General features: G+C 71.3%; 17 protein-coding genes. 14 read left to right on the top strand and 3 right to left on the bottom strand.

The window, feature by feature from the left end; genetic code table 11:
- Window positions 1-45 precede the first annotated feature (45 nt).
- On the top strand, window positions 46-396 hold the full coding sequence (locus tag MAA44156_RS00675; RefSeq protein WP_010948819.1) for a YbaB/EbfC family nucleoid-associated protein: 351 nt from the start codon (window positions 46-48) through the stop codon (window positions 394-396).
- Between the two features lie 25 nt (window positions 397-421).
- Window positions 422-1,033: a recombination mediator RecR gene (gene recR / locus MAA44156_RS00670; RefSeq protein WP_003873365.1), complete on the top strand. Its 612-nt coding sequence runs from the start codon at window positions 422-424 to the stop codon at window positions 1,031-1,033.
- Between the two features lie 14 nt (window positions 1,034-1,047).
- On the opposite strand, the gene MAA44156_RS00665 is transcribed toward recR, so the two are convergent.
- Together MAA44156_RS00665 and MAA44156_RS00660 are read right to left on the bottom strand one after the other, a co-directional pair.
- A complete protein-coding gene (locus MAA44156_RS00665; protein WP_009974605.1) occupies window positions 1,048-1,755 on the bottom strand; it encodes a type 1 glutamine amidotransferase in 708 nt (235 codons plus the stop codon).
- Window positions 1,748-2,998, bottom strand: a complete 1,251-nt coding sequence (locus MAA44156_RS00660) for a Mur ligase family protein (protein WP_009974606.1) — start codon at window positions 2,996-2,998, stop codon at window positions 1,748-1,750. Before MAA44156_RS00660 ends, MAA44156_RS00665 begins: the two co-directional genes overlap by 8 nt.
- Before the next feature lie 253 nt (window positions 2,999-3,251).
- Here MAA44156_RS00660 and MAA44156_RS00655 point away from each other — a divergent pair, with 253 nt between their 5' ends.
- Window positions 3,252-4,241, top strand: a complete 990-nt coding sequence (locus tag MAA44156_RS00655; RefSeq protein ID WP_003877008.1) for a DEDDh family exonuclease — start codon at window positions 3,252-3,254, stop codon at window positions 4,239-4,241.
- On the opposite strand, the gene leuA is transcribed toward MAA44156_RS00655, so the two are convergent.
- Window positions 4,242-6,086, bottom strand: coding sequence for a 2-isopropylmalate synthase (gene leuA, locus MAA44156_RS00650; RefSeq protein ID WP_409231154.1), 1,845 nt, complete (start codon window positions 6,084-6,086; stop codon window positions 4,242-4,244). It abuts the gene before it with no gap.
- A 247-nt stretch (window positions 6,087-6,333) separates the two neighbouring features.
- On the opposite strand from leuA, the gene MAA44156_RS00645 reads away from it, so the two are divergent.
- From MAA44156_RS00645 to egtE, 11 genes are all read left to right on the top strand, one after another.
- Window positions 6,334-7,599 (top strand): aspartate kinase, encoded by a 1,266-nt coding sequence (locus MAA44156_RS00645; protein ID WP_003877007.1) that lies wholly within the window; start codon window positions 6,334-6,336, stop codon window positions 7,597-7,599.
- Complete coding sequence (locus MAA44156_RS00640) at window positions 7,600-8,634, top strand: aspartate-semialdehyde dehydrogenase (RefSeq protein WP_009974608.1); 1,035 nt, start codon at window positions 7,600-7,602, stop codon at window positions 8,632-8,634.
- Window positions 8,635-8,641: 7 nt separating this feature from the next.
- Window positions 8,642-9,790 carry a DUF4185 domain-containing protein gene (locus MAA44156_RS00635; protein ID WP_003873357.1) on the top strand — a complete coding sequence of 383 codons (1,149 nt, stop codon included), beginning with the start codon at window positions 8,642-8,644 and terminating at the stop codon, window positions 9,788-9,790.
- Window positions 9,791-9,964: 174 nt separating this feature from the next.
- Window positions 9,965-10,399: a hypothetical protein gene (locus MAA44156_RS00630; protein WP_009974611.1), complete on the top strand. Its 435-nt coding sequence runs from the start codon at window positions 9,965-9,967 to the stop codon at window positions 10,397-10,399.
- 142 nt (window positions 10,400-10,541) lie between these two features.
- The gene (locus tag MAA44156_RS00625; RefSeq protein ID WP_029248354.1) at window positions 10,542-11,060 is read left to right on the top strand and encodes a hypothetical protein; all 519 of its coding nucleotides are present in this window, start codon (window positions 10,542-10,544) and stop codon (window positions 11,058-11,060) included.
- A 67-nt stretch (window positions 11,061-11,127) separates the two neighbouring features.
- Window positions 11,128-11,790, top strand: coding sequence for a sensor domain-containing protein (locus MAA44156_RS00620; protein ID WP_031351799.1), 663 nt, complete (start codon window positions 11,128-11,130; stop codon window positions 11,788-11,790).
- A gap of 205 nt (window positions 11,791-11,995) precedes the next feature.
- The gene (egtA, locus tag MAA44156_RS00615) at window positions 11,996-13,306 is read left to right on the top strand and encodes an ergothioneine biosynthesis glutamate--cysteine ligase EgtA (protein ID WP_023869904.1); all 1,311 of its coding nucleotides are present in this window, start codon (window positions 11,996-11,998) and stop codon (window positions 13,304-13,306) included.
- Window positions 13,303-14,604, top strand: a complete 1,302-nt coding sequence (egtB, locus tag MAA44156_RS00610; RefSeq protein WP_009974626.1) for an ergothioneine biosynthesis protein EgtB — start codon at window positions 13,303-13,305, stop codon at window positions 14,602-14,604. Before egtA ends, egtB begins: the two co-directional genes overlap by 4 nt.
- Entirely contained in the window at window positions 14,604-15,302 is a 699-nt protein-coding gene (gene egtC, locus MAA44156_RS00605) for an ergothioneine biosynthesis protein EgtC (protein WP_009974630.1), read from the top strand. Before egtB ends, egtC begins: the two co-directional genes overlap by 1 nt.
- The gene (egtD, locus tag MAA44156_RS00600) at window positions 15,302-16,267 is read left to right on the top strand and encodes an L-histidine N(alpha)-methyltransferase (RefSeq protein WP_009974631.1); all 966 of its coding nucleotides are present in this window, start codon (window positions 15,302-15,304) and stop codon (window positions 16,265-16,267) included. Before egtC ends, egtD begins: the two co-directional genes overlap by 1 nt.
- Window positions 16,264-17,409: an ergothioneine biosynthesis PLP-dependent enzyme EgtE gene (gene egtE / locus MAA44156_RS00595; protein ID WP_009974632.1), complete on the top strand. Its 1,146-nt coding sequence runs from the start codon at window positions 16,264-16,266 to the stop codon at window positions 17,407-17,409. The genes egtD and egtE overlap by 4 nt, the downstream gene beginning before the upstream one ends.
- Window position 17,410 lies beyond the last annotated feature (1 nt).

The following is a 17,410-nucleotide window of genomic DNA, read 5'->3' as shown; positions in this document are numbered from 1 at the left end:
ACTCCGAGCGAAACCAAGTCGAGACCAAGACGCGAGGGGACTGTCATGCAACCCGGACCCGGAGGCGATATGTCCGCGCTGCTGGCCCAGGCGCAGCAGATGCAGCAAAAGCTCATGGAGGCCCAGCAGCAACTGGCCAACGCCGAGGTGCACGGTCAGGCCGGCGGGGGTCTGGTCAAGGTCGTCGTCAAGGGCAGCGGCGAGGTGGTCGCGGTCAAGATCGATCCCTCCGTCGTCGACCCGTCGGACGTCGAGACCCTGCAGGACCTGGTCGTCGGCGCCATGGCCGACGCGTCCAAGCAGGTCACCCGGATGGCCCAGGAGCGGCTCGGGTCCCTGGCCGGCGGGTTCGGCGCGCCGCCCGGGCAGCCTCCGGCGCCGGCGCCGGGCGTTTAGCGTCCGGGTAGATTCCAGGGCCGACATGTTTGAGGGACCCGTCCAGGACCTGATCGACGAGCTGGGCAAGCTGCCGGGTATCGGGCCCAAAAGCGCCCAGCGCATCGCCTTTCATCTGCTGTCGGTCGAACCGCCCGACATCGACCGGCTGACCGCGGTGCTGGCCAGGGTCCGCGACGGGGTGCGGTTCTGCGCGGTGTGCGGCAACGTCTCCGACGACGAGCGCTGCCGGATTTGCTCCGACCCCCGCCGCGACGCGTCGGTGGTGTGCGTGGTCGAGGAGCCCAAAGACGTGCAGGCCGTCGAGCGCACCCGCGAATTCCGCGGCCGCTACCACGTTTTGGGCGGTGCGCTCGATCCGCTGTCCGGGGTGGGCCCCGATCAGCTGCGGATCCGCGAGCTGCTCAGCCGGATCGGGGAGCGGGTCGACGACGTCGACATCACCGAGGTGATCATCGCCACCGACCCGAACACCGAGGGCGAGGCGACGGCCACCTACCTGGTGCGGATGCTGCGCGACATTCCCGGCCTGACCGTGACCCGCATCGCCTCCGGGCTGCCGATGGGCGGCGATCTGGAGTTCGCCGACGAGTTGACGCTGGGCCGCGCGCTGGCCGGCCGCCGCGCCATGGTCTGAGGGTTTTCGGCCGCTCAGCGGGCGGCCAGCCGCTCCCGGCGCAGCAACTCCACCTCGGGCATCTGCAGCTCGGGCAGCCCGCCGACCACCTTGCCCAGCAGCAGGTCGGCCAGCTGCGGGTTGCGGGCCAGGCACGGCCCGTGCATGTAGGTGGCGACCACCGACCCCTGCACCACCCCGTCGAAACCGTCTCCGGCGCGGTTGCCCGCACCCTTGACCACCGCGCCCAGGGGAGCGGCGGCGGGGCCCAAAACCGTTCCGCCCCTGTGGTTTTCGAAACCGGTCAACGGCTCGGTCAAGCCGGCCAGCAGCGGCTTGGTGACCAGCTCGCCGATGTGGCGGGCGTCCTGCGGAGAGGTCGTCGCGTCCAGCATGCCCACGCCGTCGACCCGCTCCCCGGCCGACGTCTCATACCAGTGCCCGAGCACCTGGACGGCCGCGCAGATCGCCAGCACCGGCGCGCCGCGTTCGGCGGCGCGCTGCAGGCCCGGGTAGCGCAGCAGATGCCGGGTGGCCAGCCGCTGCGCGTAGTCCTCGGCCCCGCCCAGCGTGTAGAGGTCCAACGACTCGGGCACCGGGTCGGCCAGCGTGAGCTCGACGATCTCCGCGTCGATGCCGCGCAGCCGCAGTCGCTGCCGCAGCACCAGCGCGTTGCCTCCGTCGCCGTAGGTGCCCATCACGTCGGGCAGCACCAGCCCGATCCGCACGACCGAATCAGCCATGGCGCGCCAACGCTCGTTGCAGCGCCAGGAACGCGGTGTAGTTGGCGACGACCTCCACCCGCCCGGGCGGGCAGGACTCGATGGCGGCGACGGTGTCGTGCACCAGGGTGTGCTCGACACCCGCGTACCCGAGCCGCACCGCCAGGTCGGTGCCGCGCTCCCCGGCGGCCACCACCGGGGTGGTCTGGAACGCGTCGTTGAAGTGCTCGAAGCGCACGTCCCACAGCCAGGACAGGTCCTCGCCGTCGGGTACCCGGCCGTTGACCGAGATGACCACCCCGTCGGCGTGCGGGTCCACCATCGACAGCGCTTCCTGCCAGCCCGCCGGATTCTTGGCCAGCAACATCCGGACGTCGTGCCCGCCGACCCGCACCGTGCGATACCGGCCGGCGACCTCGTCGACCGTCGACACGGCCGTCACCGCCGCCGCCGGATCGGCGCCCAACGCGACCGCGGCCGCCACGGCCTGGGCGGCGTTGCCGCGGTTCACCGCGCCCGGTAGCGCCAACCGCATCGGCAGCGCCACACCGCCGGGGCCGTACAGGTTGCCGCCGTCCTGTGGGTCGAACCACCAGTGCGGGCTGGGCCGCTTGAAGTCGGCGCCGGTGGAATACCAATGCCCCTGCTCGCGGACGATCACCTCGCCGCTGCGCGGGCAGCTCACCGAATCGTTCGCCCAGGAGCCGCCGGCGGCCACCCACACCACGTTGGGGCTGTCGTAGGCCGCCGAGGTCATCAGCACGTCGTCGCAGTTGGCCACGACGACCGCGTCCGGGTGCCGGGCCAGGCCGGCGCGCAGGGTCCGCTCGATGACGTTGATCTCGCCGACCCGGTCCAGCTGGTCGCGGGACAGGTTGAGCAGCACGACGACGCCCGGGCGGACGGCGTCGGACACGTGCGGCACGTGCATCTCGTCGACCTCCAGGGCGGCCAGCCGGGCGCCGCGGTTGGCGGCCAGCGCCGCGACCAGGCCGGCGTCCATGTTGGCGCCCTCGGCGTTGGTGGCCACCGATCCCATGGTGGCCAGGGCGGCGGCGGTCATCCGGGTGGTGGTCGACTTGCCGTTGGTGCCGGTGACGACGACGGTGCGCCGGCCGGTGGCCAGTTGCCGCAGCACCGAGCGGTCCAGCGTCATCGCGACCAGCCCGCCGATCATGGCGCCGGCGCCGCGGCCGGTCACCCGGGACGCCCAGCGCGCGCTCGCCCCCGCGGCCAGGGCCAGGCGGGCACGGGTGGTCAGCACCCGGAGAGTTTAAGGGCGATCGCAAGCGCGGCGCTTGTCGCCGGGCGCAGCGGGTCGCCCTCATCGAGTTGAGGGCGATCGCAAGCGCGGCGCTTGTCGCCGGGCGCAGCGGGTCGCCCTCATCGAGTTGAGGGCGATCGCAAGCGCGGCGCTTGTCGCCGGGCGCAGCGGGTCGCCCTCCCGGATCGATTCGAACGCCGACACGGCGCCGTGTGACACCGGTGATGTCGGTCGCCCGTGCCATCCTCAGTGCATGAGCGCGGTGTGCTGGGGTCGTCCGGCCAGCGAGCCGGACGCGGGATGGGCCGTCATCGACGTCGAGACCTCGGGCTTTCGCCCGGGTCAGGCTCGCATCATCAGCCTTGCGGTGCTCGGGCTGGACGCCGGCGGCAAGGTCGAGCAGTCGGTGGTGAGCCTGCTCAACCCGGGCGTGGATCCGGGCCCCACCCACGTGCACGGCCTGACCGCCGCCATGCTGGAAGACCAGCCGCAGTTCGCCGACATCGCGGGCGACGTGGTCGAGGTGCTGCGCGGCCGCACCCTGGTCGCCCACAACGTGGCCTTCGACTACGCCTTCCTCGCCGCCGAGGCCGAACTCGCCGGCATCGAACTTCCCGTCGACACCGTGATGTGCACGGTCGAGCTGGCCCGGCGGCTGGACCTGGGCATCGACAACCTGCGGCTGGAGACGCTGGCGGCGCACTGGGGCGTGACCCAGCAGCGGCCGCACGACGCCTTCGACGACGCCATGGTGCTGACCGGCGTGCTGGCCTCGGCGCTGCAGCGGGCCCGGGAACGCGACATCTGGCTGCCGGTGCATCCGGTGACCCGCCGCCGCTGGCCCAACGGCCGCGTCACCCACGACGAGCTGCGCCCGCTGAAGGTGCTGGCTTCCCGGATGCCCTGCCCCTATCTCAACCCGGGCCCCTACGTGGGCGGCCGGCCACTCGTCCAGGGCATGCGCGTCGCACTGGCCGCCGAGGTCGAGCGCACGCACGAAGAACTCGTCGAGCGGATCCTGCACGCCGGGCTGGCCTACAGCGACACCGTGGACCGGGAGACCTCGCTGGTGGTGTGCAACGACCCCGCCGCCGAGCACGGCAAAGGCTATCTGGCCCGGCAATTGGGGGTGCCGGTGATCTCCGACGCGCAGTTTTTGGACTGCGTTCGCGCCGTCATCGGCGGCACCAGCATGGACGAGTTCACCGACGCCACGCCCGATCCGCAGCTGGCGCTGTTCTGATCAGGCGCGGGCGGCGCGGTTGACCGCCGACACCACCGCGCGCAACGAGGCGGTGGTGATGGACGGGGCGATGCCGACACCCCACACCGTCCGACCGTTGACCGACGCCTCCACATACGCGGCGGCCTGCGCGTCGTCGCCCGAACTCATGGCGTGCTCGGAGTAGTCCAGCACCGCCACGTCGAACCCGACCCCGGCGAGCGCGTGCACGAACGCGGCCAGCGGGCCGTTGCCGGTCCCGTTGATCTCGGTCTGCTCCCCGTTGATCTTGACCGTCGCGGAGATGCTGGTGATGCCGCTGTCCTCGTCGGAGGCGTCGACGCGCTGCTTGACCCGCTCCAGCGGCCACACCGGGGCCAGGTACTCCTCGAAGAACGCGTCCCACATCTCCTTGGGGCTGACCTCGCCGCCCTCGCCCTCGCTGATCTTCTGGATCACCTGGGAGAACTCGATCTGCAGCCGGCGCGGCAGGGCCAGGCCGTGATCGGCCTTCATGATGTAGGCCACCCCGCCCTTGCCGGACTGCGAGTTCACCCGGATCACCGCCTCGTAGGTGCGCCCGACGTCCTTGGGGTCGATCGGCAGATACGGCACCTGCCAGAGCATGTCCTCGACGTCGGTGTCGGCGGCGTCGGCGTCGATCTTCATCTGGTCCAGGCCCTTGTTGATGGCGTCCTGGTGGCTGCCGGAGAACGCGGTGTAGACCAGGTCGCCGCCGTAGGGGTGCCGCTCGTGCACCGGCAGCTGATTGCAGTACTCCACCGTGCGGCGGATCTCGTCGATGTTGGAGAAGTCGATCTGCGGGTCCACGCCGCGGGAGAACAGGTTCAGACCCAGCGTCACCAGGCACACGTTGCCGGTGCGTTCGCCGTTGCCGAACAGGCAGCCCTCGATCCGGTCGGCGCCGGCCACATAGCCCAATTCCGCTGCGGCGACGGCGGTTCCGCGGTCGTTGTGCGGGTGCAGGCTCAGGATGATGGAGTCGCGGCGGGCCAGATTGCGGCTCATCCACTCGATGGAGTCGGCGTACACATTGGGGGTGGCCATCTCCACCGTGGCGGGCAGGTTGAAGATGATCGGGTTTTCCGGTGTGGGCCTTATGATTTCGCCGACCGCGTCGCACACCTGCTTGGCGTACTCCAGTTCGGTTCCGGTGTAGGACTCCGGCGAGTACTCGAACCGCCACCGCGTCTCGGGGTACTTGGCGGCCTCCTCGACGCACTTGCGGGCGCCGGCCATGGCGATCTCCTGCACCGCGGCCCGGTCGGCGCGAAATACCACGCGCCGCTGCAGGATTGACGTCGAGTTGTAGAAGTGCACGATGGCCTGCGGCGCGCCCTGGCACGCGGCGAAGGTGCGCTCGATCAGTTCCGGCCGGCACTGGGTCAGCACCTGAATGGTGACGTCGTCGGGAATGGCGCCCTCGGTGATGATCTCGCGGACGAAGTCGAAGTCGGTCTGGCTGGCCGACGGGAAGCCGACCTCGATCTCCTTGTAGCCCATGCGGACCAGCAGGTCGAACATGCGGCGCTTGCGGGCCGGGCTCATCGGGTCGATCAGCGCCTGGTTGCCGTCGCGCAGGTCCACCGCGCACCACAGCGGGGCACGGTCGATGACCTTGTCGGGCCAGGTGCGGTCGGGCAGCCGGATCGGCTCGACCTCCTCGGCGAACGGCCGGTACCGGTTGACCGGCATCGAGGAACCGCGCTGGGGGTTCCAGGCCGGCTGTCCGGGGCCGGGCGGGCCGGCGGGTTTGACGATGCTGCGGGACGAGCTGAAGGCGTCGGGATGGGAAGTCACGGTGATTGCTCCGAGGATATCAGAAGGAACCTCAGACCGGCGCATCGCGAACACCCGCGACGGGAAGCCGGTCTGGAATCAGACCCCGTCGCGGCGTCCGAGGAGGAGCACCCGCTGCACGTCGGCAACTTTACCGCGATTGGCGCCGTGGCGAAAATGCCGCCGGGACCGCGGCGCCCGCGCAGGCCGGGCCACCCGGTATCGCGACGTAAATCACCATGCGGGGGCACGTATTCTGTTGTGGACTTATTCCCGAAATACCAGTGCGCAGGCCCGGAGAGGCAGGAAAAAGGTGGCGCTCGTCGTGCAGAAGTACGGCGGATCCTCGGTGGCCAACGCCGATCGGATCCGGCGCGTGGCCGAGCGCATCGTCGCCACCAAGAAGCAGGGCAACGACGTGGTGGTCGTCGTCTCCGCGATGGGTGACACCACCGACGACCTGATGGACCTGGCCCAGCAGGTGTGTCCGGCCCCGCCGCCGCGCGAACTGGACATGCTGCTGACCGCCGGCGAGCGGATCTCCAACGCGCTGGTGGCGATGGCGATCGAGTCGCTGGGCGCCCAGGCGCGTTCGTTCACCGGCTCGCAGGCCGGGGTGATCACCACCGGCACGCACGGCAACGCCAAGATCATCGACGTCACGCCGGGACGGCTGCAGGCCGCGCTGGACGAGGGCCGCATCGTGCTGGTGGCCGGGTTCCAGGGCGTCAGCCAGGACACCCGGGACGTCACCACGCTGGGCCGCGGCGGCTCGGACACCACGGCCGTCGCCCTGGCCGCGGCGCTGGGCGCCGACGTCTGCGAGATCTACACCGACGTCGACGGCATCTTCTCCGCCGACCCCAGGATCGTGCACAACGCCCGCAAGCTGGACACGGTGACCTTCGAGGAGATGCTCGAGATGGCGGCTTGCGGCGCCAAGGTCTTGATGCTGCGCTGCGTGGAATATGCCCGCCGCTACAACATTCCGGTGCATGTCCGGTCCTCGTACTCGGACAAGGAAGGCACCGTCGTCGTCGGATCGATCAAGGACAAGCCCATGGAAGACCCCATCCTGACCGGAGTCGCGCACGACCGCAGCGAGGCCAAGGTGACCGTCGTCGGCATCCCCGACATTCCCGGCTATGCGGCGCGGGTGTTCCGGGCCGTCGCCGACGCCGACGTCAACATCGACATGGTGCTGCAGAACGTCTCCAAGGTCGAGGACGGCAAGACCGACATCACCTTCACCTGCTCGCGCGAGGCCGGGCCCACCGCGGTGGCGAAGCTGGACGCGCTGAAGGACGAGATCGGGTTCACCCAGTTGCTCTACGACGACCACATCGGCAAGGTGTCGCTGATCGGGGCCGGCATGCGCAGCCACCCGGGCGTCACCGCCACCTTCTGTGAGGCGCTGGCGCAGGTGGGCGTCAACATCGAGCTGATCTCCACCTCCGAGATCCGGATCTCGGTGCTGTGCCGCGACACGGAACTGGACAAGGCCGTGGTGGCGTTGCACGAGGCGTTCGGGCTCGGCGGCGCGGAGACCGCCACGGTGTATGCGGGGACGGGCAGATAGATGGTTGCTATTGGAGTTGTTGGCGCCACCGGCCAGGTCGGCCAGGTGATGCGCCGGCTGCTCGACGAGCGTGACTTCCCGGCGACCTCGGTGCGGTTCTTCGCGTCGTCGCGCTCGCAGGGCCGCAAGCTGGAATTCCGGGGCGCCGAGATCGAGGTCGAGGACGCCGCGACGGCCGACCCGACAGGTCTGGACATCGCGCTGTTCTCCGCCGGCAAGACCATGTCGCTGGTGCAGGCGCCGCGGTTCGCCGCGGCCGGGGTGACGGTGATCGACAACTCGTCGGCGTGGCGCAAGGACCCCGACGTGCCGCTGGTGGTGTCCGAGGTCAACTTCGAGAGGGACGCGCACCGTCGCCCCAAGGGCATCATCGCCAACCCGAACTGCACCACCATGGCCGCCATGCCGGTGCTCAAGGTGCTGCACGACGAGGCCGGGCTGCAACGCCTGGTGGTGTCCAGCTACCAGGCGGTGTCCGGCAGCGGGATCGCCGGGGTCGAGGAGCTGGCCACCCAGGCGCGCGCGGTCATCGACGGCGCCGAGCAGCTGGTGCACGACGGGCGCGCGGCGTCGTTCCCGGCGCCCCAGACCTACGTCGCGCCGATCGCCTTCAACGTGGTGCCGCTGGCCGGGTCGCTGGTCGACGACGGCTCCGGCGAGACCGACGAGGACCAGAAGCTGCGGCACGAGAGCCGCAAGATCCTGGGCATCCCCGACCTGGCGGTCAGCGGGACCTGCGTGCGGGTGCCGGTGTTCACCGGGCACTCGCTGTCGATCAACGCCGAATTCGCCCGGCCGCTGTCCCCGGAGCGGGCCCGCGAGCTGCTCGACGGCGCGCCCGGGGTCAAGGTGGTCGACGTGCCGACCCCGCTGGCGGCTGCCGGCGTCGACGAATCCCTGGTCGGCCGGATCCGGCGCGACCCGGGGGTGCCCGACGGGCGCGGCCTGGCCCTGTTCATCTCCGGTGACAACCTGCGCAAGGGCGCGGCGCTGAACACCATCCAGATCGCCGAGCTGCTGGCCGCTCAGTTGTGAGGCGCGGGTGAGCGCCGCGCACACTCGACTGGTCGCGCGGTGTTCGCTTGCATTGACTTTGCTTGCGCCGCAATGGTTTACCGCGGCGCGCGCCGACCCGCCGGCGCCCGAACCGGAACCCATCGTGGGCCCGCTGGCGCCCGGCCAGGTGCTGCGCATCGGCCCCACCGCCGGAACCGGCACTCCCACAGGCGATTACGGGATCGGCGCCACCGACCTGTGTGAGTTCGTGGAATTTCCCACCGAACTGCTGCAGGTGTGCGGCGACAGCTTCGCGGGCCAGGGCGTCGGATTCGGCGGCTGGTATGCGCCGGTGGCCCTGCGCGTCGACACCGCGTCCGTCGACGACCCGGCCGGGGTGCGCTACACCGGCGTCACCGGGATCAGCAATCCGCTGCTGGCCGACCCCGCCCCGCCTGGCGCCTCGCAGCTGCCCGCCGGGGTGGTGCAGATCAACCGGCGCAACTACCTGATGGTGACGACCACGAAAAACCTTGAGCCGCAAAGCTCCCGGCTGGTGACCGCCGAACCGGTGCGGGCGGGCTGGCAGACGATCCCGGGGTCCACGCGGCCCGCCTCGTATCAGGGCGGCTCGCAGACCCAGATCAGCGGCTATTACGACCCGATACCCACCGAGGAATCGCCGAGCGGCTGGGTGTACATCGTGGCCGACAGTTTCACCCGCCGGGATCCGGTCGTGCTGTACCGGGTGACCCCGCAGGCCTTCACCGACCGGTCCCGGTGGCAGGGCTGGGCGGCCGGACCGCAAGGCGGGTGGGGGAAGCCGCCGACCCCGCTGTGGCCGGACGCGGTGGGCGAGATGTGCATCCGGCAGATCGACGGCAAGGCCGTGCTGAGTTATTTCAATGCCACCACGGGCAACATGGAGGTCCGGGTCGCCGACGACCCGAGGATGCTGGGTGACGCGCCGGTCACCACGGTGGTGCAGCACGACGAGTGGCCCGAGCCGGCGGAAAGCCTGCCGCCGCCCTACGACAACCGGCTCGCGCAGCCCTACGGCGGCTACATCTCGCCCGGCTCCACGCTCGACGAGCTGCGCATCTTCGTGAGCCAGTGGGACACCCGCGCGCGGGTGGCCGCTCCCTACCGGGTCATCCAGTTCGCGGTGAACCCGTTCAAGCCGGGCCAACCTTGAAATTCGCCCCTGGTTTTCAAGGTTGAAGCCCTAACCTCGAAATCTCGGGGTCGGCGATATGCCTTGTTGAGCAGTGGCTTTGGTTCACAGCTGCTACATAACCGGCGCATAGCCGCAGCTATTGTTAACGCCTTCATCATTTGTCTCATGAGTGAAACATCTGAAACCCCCACTGTGCGGACCTCCACCGCCACTGCACCGGCGCCCGCTGCCGCGGCGCCATACCGGGCCCCGCGGGTCTTCCAAGTCGCCGCGTGGGTCGCGATCGTCGCCGGCATCGTGTTCATCGTCGCGGTGATCTTCTTCACCGGCTTCATCCTCGGCCACCGCGGCGGCCATCACGGCCACCACCACCACAAGCACCACGCGATGATGCATCACCGCGGCCCCGGCGGCCCGGGTGGTCCCGGCAGCTTCGGCGGCCCGGGCGGACCCGGCGGTCAGGGCGGCCAGACCGGTCCGGGCACGTCCACCGCGCCGGCCACGCCGTCGCCGGTGCGCCCCAGCGGCCTGGCCCCGAACCAGCTGCCGGCGTCGGTCTTCCACTCCGCGGCGACGTCGCACGGCGCGCTGGGGCAGGCCCCGAGCGTCATCGTCCTGACCAACTGAAACCCGATACCCAACCCGTGGCCCGGCGCTCCGTGCGAGCGCCGGGCCACCCGTTCGTCGGGGTAACCGCCGCGTCTCGATTCGCAACAATTTGCCGCGGGGCCCTGTTGGGTGCCTGGCGCGCGCGGCAATATGGCATGGCATGAGCGAGACACCCGAACCGCAAGCTGAGCCGACCACTCCGGAGCCGACCCCAGCCGCCGCAGTTCCACCGCCCCCGCCGCCGCCCGAGCGGGTGAAGCCGCCGCGGCTCTACACGGCGGCGGCCTGGGTGGTGATCGTCGCGGGCATCGTGTTCATCATCTCGTCGGTGTTCTTCGTCGGCGCCTTCATCTGGAAGCACAGCTACTACCACTGCCACCATCACCACGGCGTCTTTCATCCGGGCGGCCCCGGACCGGGCAACGGGCCCTGGCAGTACGGCGGTCCGGGTCCGGGCAACGGGCCCTGGCCCGGCGGTCCCGGTGGTTCCGGGGCGTGGTACGGCGGCCCGGGTGGACCCGACAACGGGCCCTGGCCCGGCGGGCCGGGGTTGATCATCCCGATGCCCCCCGGCGGCCCGGGTGGCCCCGGCGGCCCGGTCTCCGGCCCGGGCGTCAGCGGCCCCGGGCAGCCGTCGCCGGTCAGCCCCGCTCCCAGCACGCCCGCGCCGCGCCCTTAAGCCGCTCCCTCGAGCCGTGCCCTTGAGCCGGGTCCTCAAGGCCGGGGGCGCCTGGCATGATCGCTGCATGACCATGCGGATCACGCGGGTTTGCGGGGCGGTGTTGTTCGTCGGCGTGGCGGCCGCGGGCGCGGTCGCGCTGCCGGTCGCGGCCGCCCACCCGTCGGAGCCCGGCGTGGTGAACTACGCCGTGCTGGGCAAGGGGTCGGTCGGCAACATCGTCGGCGGGCCCATGGGGTGGGAGTCGGTGTTCACCCAGCCCGGGCAGAGCGACTGGGTGGACCTGCCGGAGTGCAACAACTGGGCCGACATCGGCTTGCCGGAGGTGTTCAACGACCCCGACCTGGCGTCGTTCAACGGGGCCGTCACCCAGACCTCGGCGACCGACCAGACGCATCTGGTCAAACAGGCGGTCGGGGTGTTCGCCACCAACGACGCCGCGGACCGCGCCTTTCATCGGGTGGTGGATCGAACGGTGGGCTGTTCGGGTCAGACCACCGCGATCCACCTGGACAACGGCAGCACCCAGGTGTGGTCGTTCGACGGCGGCCCGGCCGGTCCCGCCGACGAGAACTGGACCAAGCAGGAAGCCGGCACCGATCGCCGGTGCTTCAATCAGACCAGGCTGCGTGAAAACGTGGTGCTGCAGGCGAAAGTGTGCCAGTCCGGCAATGCCGGGCCCGCGGTGAACGTGCTGGCCGGGGCCATGCAAAACGCGCTGGGTCAATAGTCGACGGATCGGGTATCCGTCGTTTCCGTGCGCCCTCGACGCCGGGCCGCGAAGGCGAGCCGAAGGCGCGCAAGGGGAATATGTCGGGGGCGTCTGATAGATGAAGCACTAGACGAAGTGGTGCCGGTTATCGTTCGATTAGCTGCGCAGGGAAGCGGTCCGCAGGTGCATGTTCAGGCTTGGTCGGGCCCGAAGGGATCGTGATATGACGTTCGCCCCGAGCACGGCGGCGGCTTCGCGGCCGGCCGGTGGCGACCCGGCGGCCGAGCTGAGGATCGCCGAGCTGACCGACTCCGCGGCCGTCGCGCAGTACATCGCCCGGGGCTGTCTGGCGGACGCTCCGCTGGGCCGGGTGGGTCTGGAAGTCGAAGCCCACTGCCACGACCCGCAGGACCCGTGCCGCCGGCCGGGCTGGGACGAGATCGCCGCGGTGCTCGACGCGCTGCCCGCGCTGCCCGGCGGCAGCCGGGTCACGGTGGAGCCGGGCGGGGCCGTCGAGCTGTCCGGCCCGCCGGCCGACGGCGTGCTAGCGGCCATCGACGCCATGCGCCGCGACCAGGCCGTGCTGCGGCCCGCGTTCGCCGAGGCCGGGCTGGGTCTGGTGTTTTTGGGCGCCGACCCGCTGCGGCCGCCCCAGCGGATCAACCCCGGCGCCCGCTACCGCGCCATGGAACGGTTCTTCGCCACCAGCCGCTCCGGCGAGGCGGGCGCGGCGATGATGACATCCACGGCGTCGATTCAGGTCAACGTGGACGCCGGGCCGCGGGAAGGCTGGGCGGCGCGGGTGCGGCTGGCACATGCCTTGGGCCCCACCATGATTGCGATGACGGCCAACTCGCCGATGCTGGACGGCGATTTCACCGGCTGGGTGTCCAGCCGGCAGCGGGTGTGGGGGCGGATGGACTCGGCGCGCTGCGGCCCCATCCTGGGCGCCAGCGGCGACGACCCGGGCACCGACTGGGCGCGCTACGCGCTCAAGGCCCCGGTGATGTTGGTGCACACCCCGGACGCCGAGGCGGTCACGCGCTGGGTGCCGTTCGCCGACTGGGTGGACGGGCGGGTGCTGCTGGGCGGCCGCCGGCCCACTGTCGCCGACCTGGAGTACCACCTGACCACGCTGTTCCCGCCGGTGCGCCCGCGGCAGTGGCTGGAGATCCGCTATCTGGACAGCGTGCCGGACACCCTGTGGCCCGCCGTGGTGTTCACCCTGGTCGCGCTGCTCGACGACCCGGTCGCCGCCGGCCTGGCGGCCCGGGCCGTGGAACCGGTGGCCACCGCCTGGGACGTCGCGGCCCGGGTGGGGCTGCGGGACCGACGGCTGTACGCGGCGGCCAACGCCTGCCTGGCGATCGCCGCCGAGCGGGCGCCGGCCGAACTCGCCGAGCCGATGCGGCGGCTGGTCCGCCTCGTCGAACAGGGCCGGTGTCCCGGCGACGACTTCGCCGACCAGGTCATCGAGCACGGCATCGCGGCGTCGGTTTCCCGGGCCGCGCGCGGCCCGCAAGGGGGGCCGTGACGTCACCGGAGGCGATCGCCGACCAGCTGGCGCGGACGCGGGCGCGGACGCTGCGGCTGGTCGACTTCGACGACGACGAGCTGCGCCGGCAGTACGACCCGTTGATGAGCCCGCTGGTGTGGGATCTCGCGCACATCGGCCAACAGGAGGAGCTGTGGCTGTTGCGGGGCGGCGACCCCGCCCGGCCCGGGATGTTGCCGCCGGCCGTCGAGGGCCTCTATGACGCGTTCGTGCACTCCCGCGCCAGCCGGGTCGACCTGCCGCTGCTGTCGCCGGAGCAGGCCCGCGCCTACTGCCGCACGGTGCGCGCGGCGGTGCTCGACACCCTGGATGCGTTGCCCGACGGCCCCGACGCCGCCTTCGTGTACGCGATGGTGGTCAGCCACGAGAACCAGCACGACGAAACCATGCTGCAGGCGCTGAACCTGCGCAGCGGCGCGCCGCTGCTGCGCGACACGTCGGTGCTGCCCGCTGGCCGTCCCGAACTGGCCGGCACCTCGGTGCTGGTTCCCGGCGGCGAGTTCGTCCTCGGGGTGGACGCCGCCGACGAACCCGAGTCGCTGGACAACGAACGCCCGGCGCACGTGCTCGACCTGCCCGCGTTCCGGATCGGCACGGTTCCGGTGACCAACGGCGAATGGCAGCAGTTCGTCGCCGACGGCGGCTACGACGAGCCGCGCTGGTGGTCGCGGCGCGGCTGGCAGCACCGCCAGGCCGCCGGGCTGACCGCGCCCCAGTTCTGGCACCCCGACGCGCGCACCCGCACCCGGTTCGGCCATGTCGAAGACATCCCCGCCGACGAACCGGTGCAGCACGTCAGCTTTTTCGAGGCCGAAGCGTACGCGGCCTGGGCCGGTGCCCGGCTGCCCACCGAAATGGAGTGGGAGAAGGCCTGCGCGTGGGATCCGTCCACCGGCACCCGGCGCCGCTACCCGTGGGGAGCGACGCCGCCGTCGCCGGCCGTGGCGAACCTGGGCGGCGCCGCGCTGCGCCCCGCCCCCGTCGGCGCCTACCCGGCCGGCGCCTCGGCGTGCGGGGCCGAACAGATGCTCGGCGACGTGTGGGAGTGGACGACGTCCCCGCTGCGGCCCTGGCCGGGCTTCGCGCCGATGCTCTACGAACGCTATTCGCAGCCGTTCTTTGATGGCGACTACCGGGTGCTGCGCGGCGGCTCGTGGGCGGTGGAGCCGGGCATCCTGCGGCCCAGCTTCCGCAACTGGGATCACCCGTACCGGCGCCAGATCTTCGCCGGTGTCCGGCTGGCCTGGGACGTGCCCGGCGCGCGGGGCCGCCGCTGATGTGCCGGCATCTGGGATGGCTGGGGGCCGACGCCACGGTCTCCTCGCTGATGCTCGAGCCGCCGTTCGGGCTGCGGGTGCAGTCCTACGCCCCGCGCCGGCAGAAACACGGCCTGCTCAACGCCGACGGTTGGGGCGCAGGGTTTTTCGACGGGGAGGTGCCGCGCCGCTGGCGCAGCCCGGCGCCGCTGTGGGGTGACGTGTCCTTCGAGTCCGTCGCGCCGGCGCTGCACAGCCACTGCGTGGTGGCCGCGGTGCGCTCGGCGACGGTGGGCATGCCGATCGAGATCAGCGCCACCGCACCGTTCACCGACGGCCGGTGGCTGCTGTCGCACAACGGGGTGGTCGACCGGTCCGTGCTGCCGGTGACCCCGCGGGCCGAATCCGTTTGCGACAGCGCGATATTGGCAGCGGTCATCTTCGAGCGGGGCCTGGACGCACTCGGCGAGATGATCGCCGAGATCGGCGCGGCCGACCCTGCGGCCCGGCTTAACATACTGGCCGCCAACGGTTCTCGGCTGCTGGCCACGGCCTGGGGGGACACCCTGTCCATCCTGCGCCGCGCCGACGGTGTGGTGGTGGCCAGTGAACCCTACGACGACGACTCCGACTGGGAGGACGTGCCGGACCGCCACCTGGTCGATGTCACGGCCGACGGTGTCACGCTGACACCGCTGGATCATCCGAAGGGATTTTGATGACGCTGTCGCTGTCCAACCACCTCGCCGCCGACTCGGCCCACCACGCGTTGCGCCGCGACGTGCTCGACGGGCTGCGGCGTACACCGAAGTCGTTGCCGCCCAAGTGGTTCTACGATTCGGTGGGTAGTGACTTGTTCGACCAGATCACCCGGCTGCCGGAGTACTATCCGACCCGCGCCGAGGCCGAGATCCTGCGCGCGCAGGCCCCCGGCATCGCCTCGGCCAGCGAGGCCGACACCCTGGTCGAATTGGGCAGCGGCACCTCGGAGAAGACCCGGGTGCTGCTCGACGCGCTGCGCGAGCGTGGCGCGCTGCGCAGGTACGTCCCGTTCGACGTCGACGCCGGCATCCTGTCGGCATCCGCCACCGCCATCCAGCGCGACTACGCCGGCATCGAAATCCAGGCCGTCTGCGGCGATTTCGAGGAGCACCTGACCCAGATCCCCGAAGGCGGGCGACGGCTGTTCGTGTTTCTGGGCTCGACGATCGGCAACCTGACGCCCGGGCCGCGCGCGCAGTTCCTGGCCGCGCTGTCGGCCCAGATGCGGCCCGGCGACAGCCTGTTGCTGGGCACCGACCTGGTCAAGGACACCGAGCGGCTGGTGCGCGCCTACGACGACGCCGCCGGGGTGACGGCGGCGTTCAACCGCAACGTGCTCGCGGTGATAAACCGGGAACTGGACGCGGATTTCGACGTCGACGCCTTCGAACACGTGGCCCGCTGGAACGTGGACGAGGAACGCATCGAGATGTGGCTGCGCGCGACCGGGCGCCAGCGGGTGCGGGTCGGAGCACTCGGGCTGACGGTGGACTTCCGGGCGGGTGAGGAAATGCTCACCGAGGTGTCGTGCAAGTTCCGCCCGGAGCGGGTGAGCGCCGAGCTGGCCGCCGCCGGATTGCGTCGCACGCGTTGGTGGACCGACGGCGCGGACGACTTCGGGTTGTCGTTGGCCGTCAAGTGAGCGGCGGCACCTCGCTGGCCGACACGTGGCGGTCGGCCCGGCCGCCGGCGGCGGGTCTGCACCTCGACAGCGCGGCCTGTGCCCGGCAGAGCTTCGCGGTGATCGAGGCCACCGCCCAGCACGCCCGCAACGAGGCCGAGCTCGGTGGCTACGTGGCCGCCGAGGCGGCCGCACCGGTGCTCGACGCCGGGCGGTTCGCGTTCACCGCGCTGACCGGCATGACCGACGCCGAGGCGGTGTTCACCACCGGCTCGCTGCACGCCCTGGACCTGCTGCTGGGCAGCTGGCCGGCCGAGCGCCGCATCCTGGCCTGCCTGCCCGGCGAGTACGGCCCCAACCTGGCCGTGATGGCCGCCCACGGATTCGACCGTTGGCTGCTGCCGACCCTGGCCGACGGCCGGGTGGCGCTGGACGACGCGGCGCTGGCCCTGCAGACCGACCCGCCGGACCTGGTCCACCTGACCACGATTGGCAGCCACAGCGGTGTGGTGCAACCGGTTTCGATGATCGCCCGGCTCTGCCGGGAGCTGGGGCTGCCGCTGGTCGTCGACGCGGCGCAGGCGCTGGGTCAGGTGGACTGCACGGCCGGCGCCGACGTGACCTACTCGTCGTCGCGGAAGTGGATCGCCGGGCCGCGCGGAGTCGGGATGCTCGCGGTGCGCCGGGAGCTGATGGAAAACCTGCACCCGAGGCTGGCGGCGCCGGACTGGGCGCCGGGCTCCACGGTGGCTCAGCAACTCGAGTTCGGTGAGGCCAATATCGCTGCGCGAGTGGGGTTTTCGCTGGCCCTGGGCGAATACCTGGGGTACGGGCCGGCCGCCGTCTGCGCGCGGCTGGCCGAGCTGGGCGGCCTGAGCCGCGGCGTGCTGACCGACGTGACCGGCTGGGCGGTCGTCGAAGAGGCCGAAGAGCCCAGTGCCATCACCACTTTGGCGCCCACCGACGGCGCGGACCCGCGGGCGGTGCGGGACTGGTTGCTCGCCGAGCGGCGGATCCTGACCACCTTCGTCGGCGTGCAGCGCGCGCCGTTGCGGCTCACCGCACCGGTGTTGCGGATCTCGCCGCACCTGGACACCACCGCCGAGGACCTGGAGACCTTCGCCGAAGCGCTCATCGCCGCGACGGCGGCGACCTCGGCCTGAG

The sequence above is a fragment of the Mycobacterium avium subsp. avium genome, from assembly GCF_009741445.1.
Classification (GTDB): Bacteria; Actinomycetota; Actinomycetes; order Mycobacteriales; family Mycobacteriaceae; genus Mycobacterium; species Mycobacterium avium.
The sequence above is the reverse complement of the archived record's forward strand: the minus strand, read 5'-3'. Positions and strand labels throughout refer to the sequence as shown.

Coding starts and splice junctions, on each gene's coding strand:
- MAA44156_RS00655 (WP_003877008.1), top strand. CDS start 3,252: ATGAGCGCGGTGTGCTGGGGTCGTCCGGCCAGCGAGCCGGACGCGGGA.
- recR (WP_003873365.1), top strand. CDS start 422: ATGTTTGAGGGACCCGTCCAGGACCTGATCGACGAGCTGGGCAAGCTG.
- egtD (WP_009974631.1), top strand. CDS start 15,302: ATGACGCTGTCGCTGTCCAACCACCTCGCCGCCGACTCGGCCCACCAC.
- egtC (WP_009974630.1), top strand. CDS start 14,604: ATGTGCCGGCATCTGGGATGGCTGGGGGCCGACGCCACGGTCTCCTCG.
- MAA44156_RS00620 (WP_031351799.1), top strand. CDS start 11,128: ATGACCATGCGGATCACGCGGGTTTGCGGGGCGGTGTTGTTCGTCGGC.
- MAA44156_RS00665 (WP_009974605.1), bottom strand. CDS start 1,755: ATGGCTGATTCGGTCGTGCGGATCGGGCTGGTGCTGCCCGACGTGATG.
- leuA (WP_409231154.1), bottom strand. CDS start 6,086: ATGCGCCGGTCTGAGGTTCCTTCTGATATCCTCGGAGCAATCACCGTG.
- MAA44156_RS00625 (WP_029248354.1), top strand. CDS start 10,542: ATGAGCGAGACACCCGAACCGCAAGCTGAGCCGACCACTCCGGAGCCG.
- MAA44156_RS00640 (WP_009974608.1), top strand. CDS start 7,600: ATGGTTGCTATTGGAGTTGTTGGCGCCACCGGCCAGGTCGGCCAGGTG.
- egtA (WP_023869904.1), top strand. CDS start 11,996: ATGACGTTCGCCCCGAGCACGGCGGCGGCTTCGCGGCCGGCCGGTGGC.
- MAA44156_RS00675 (WP_010948819.1), top strand. CDS start 46: ATGCAACCCGGACCCGGAGGCGATATGTCCGCGCTGCTGGCCCAGGCG.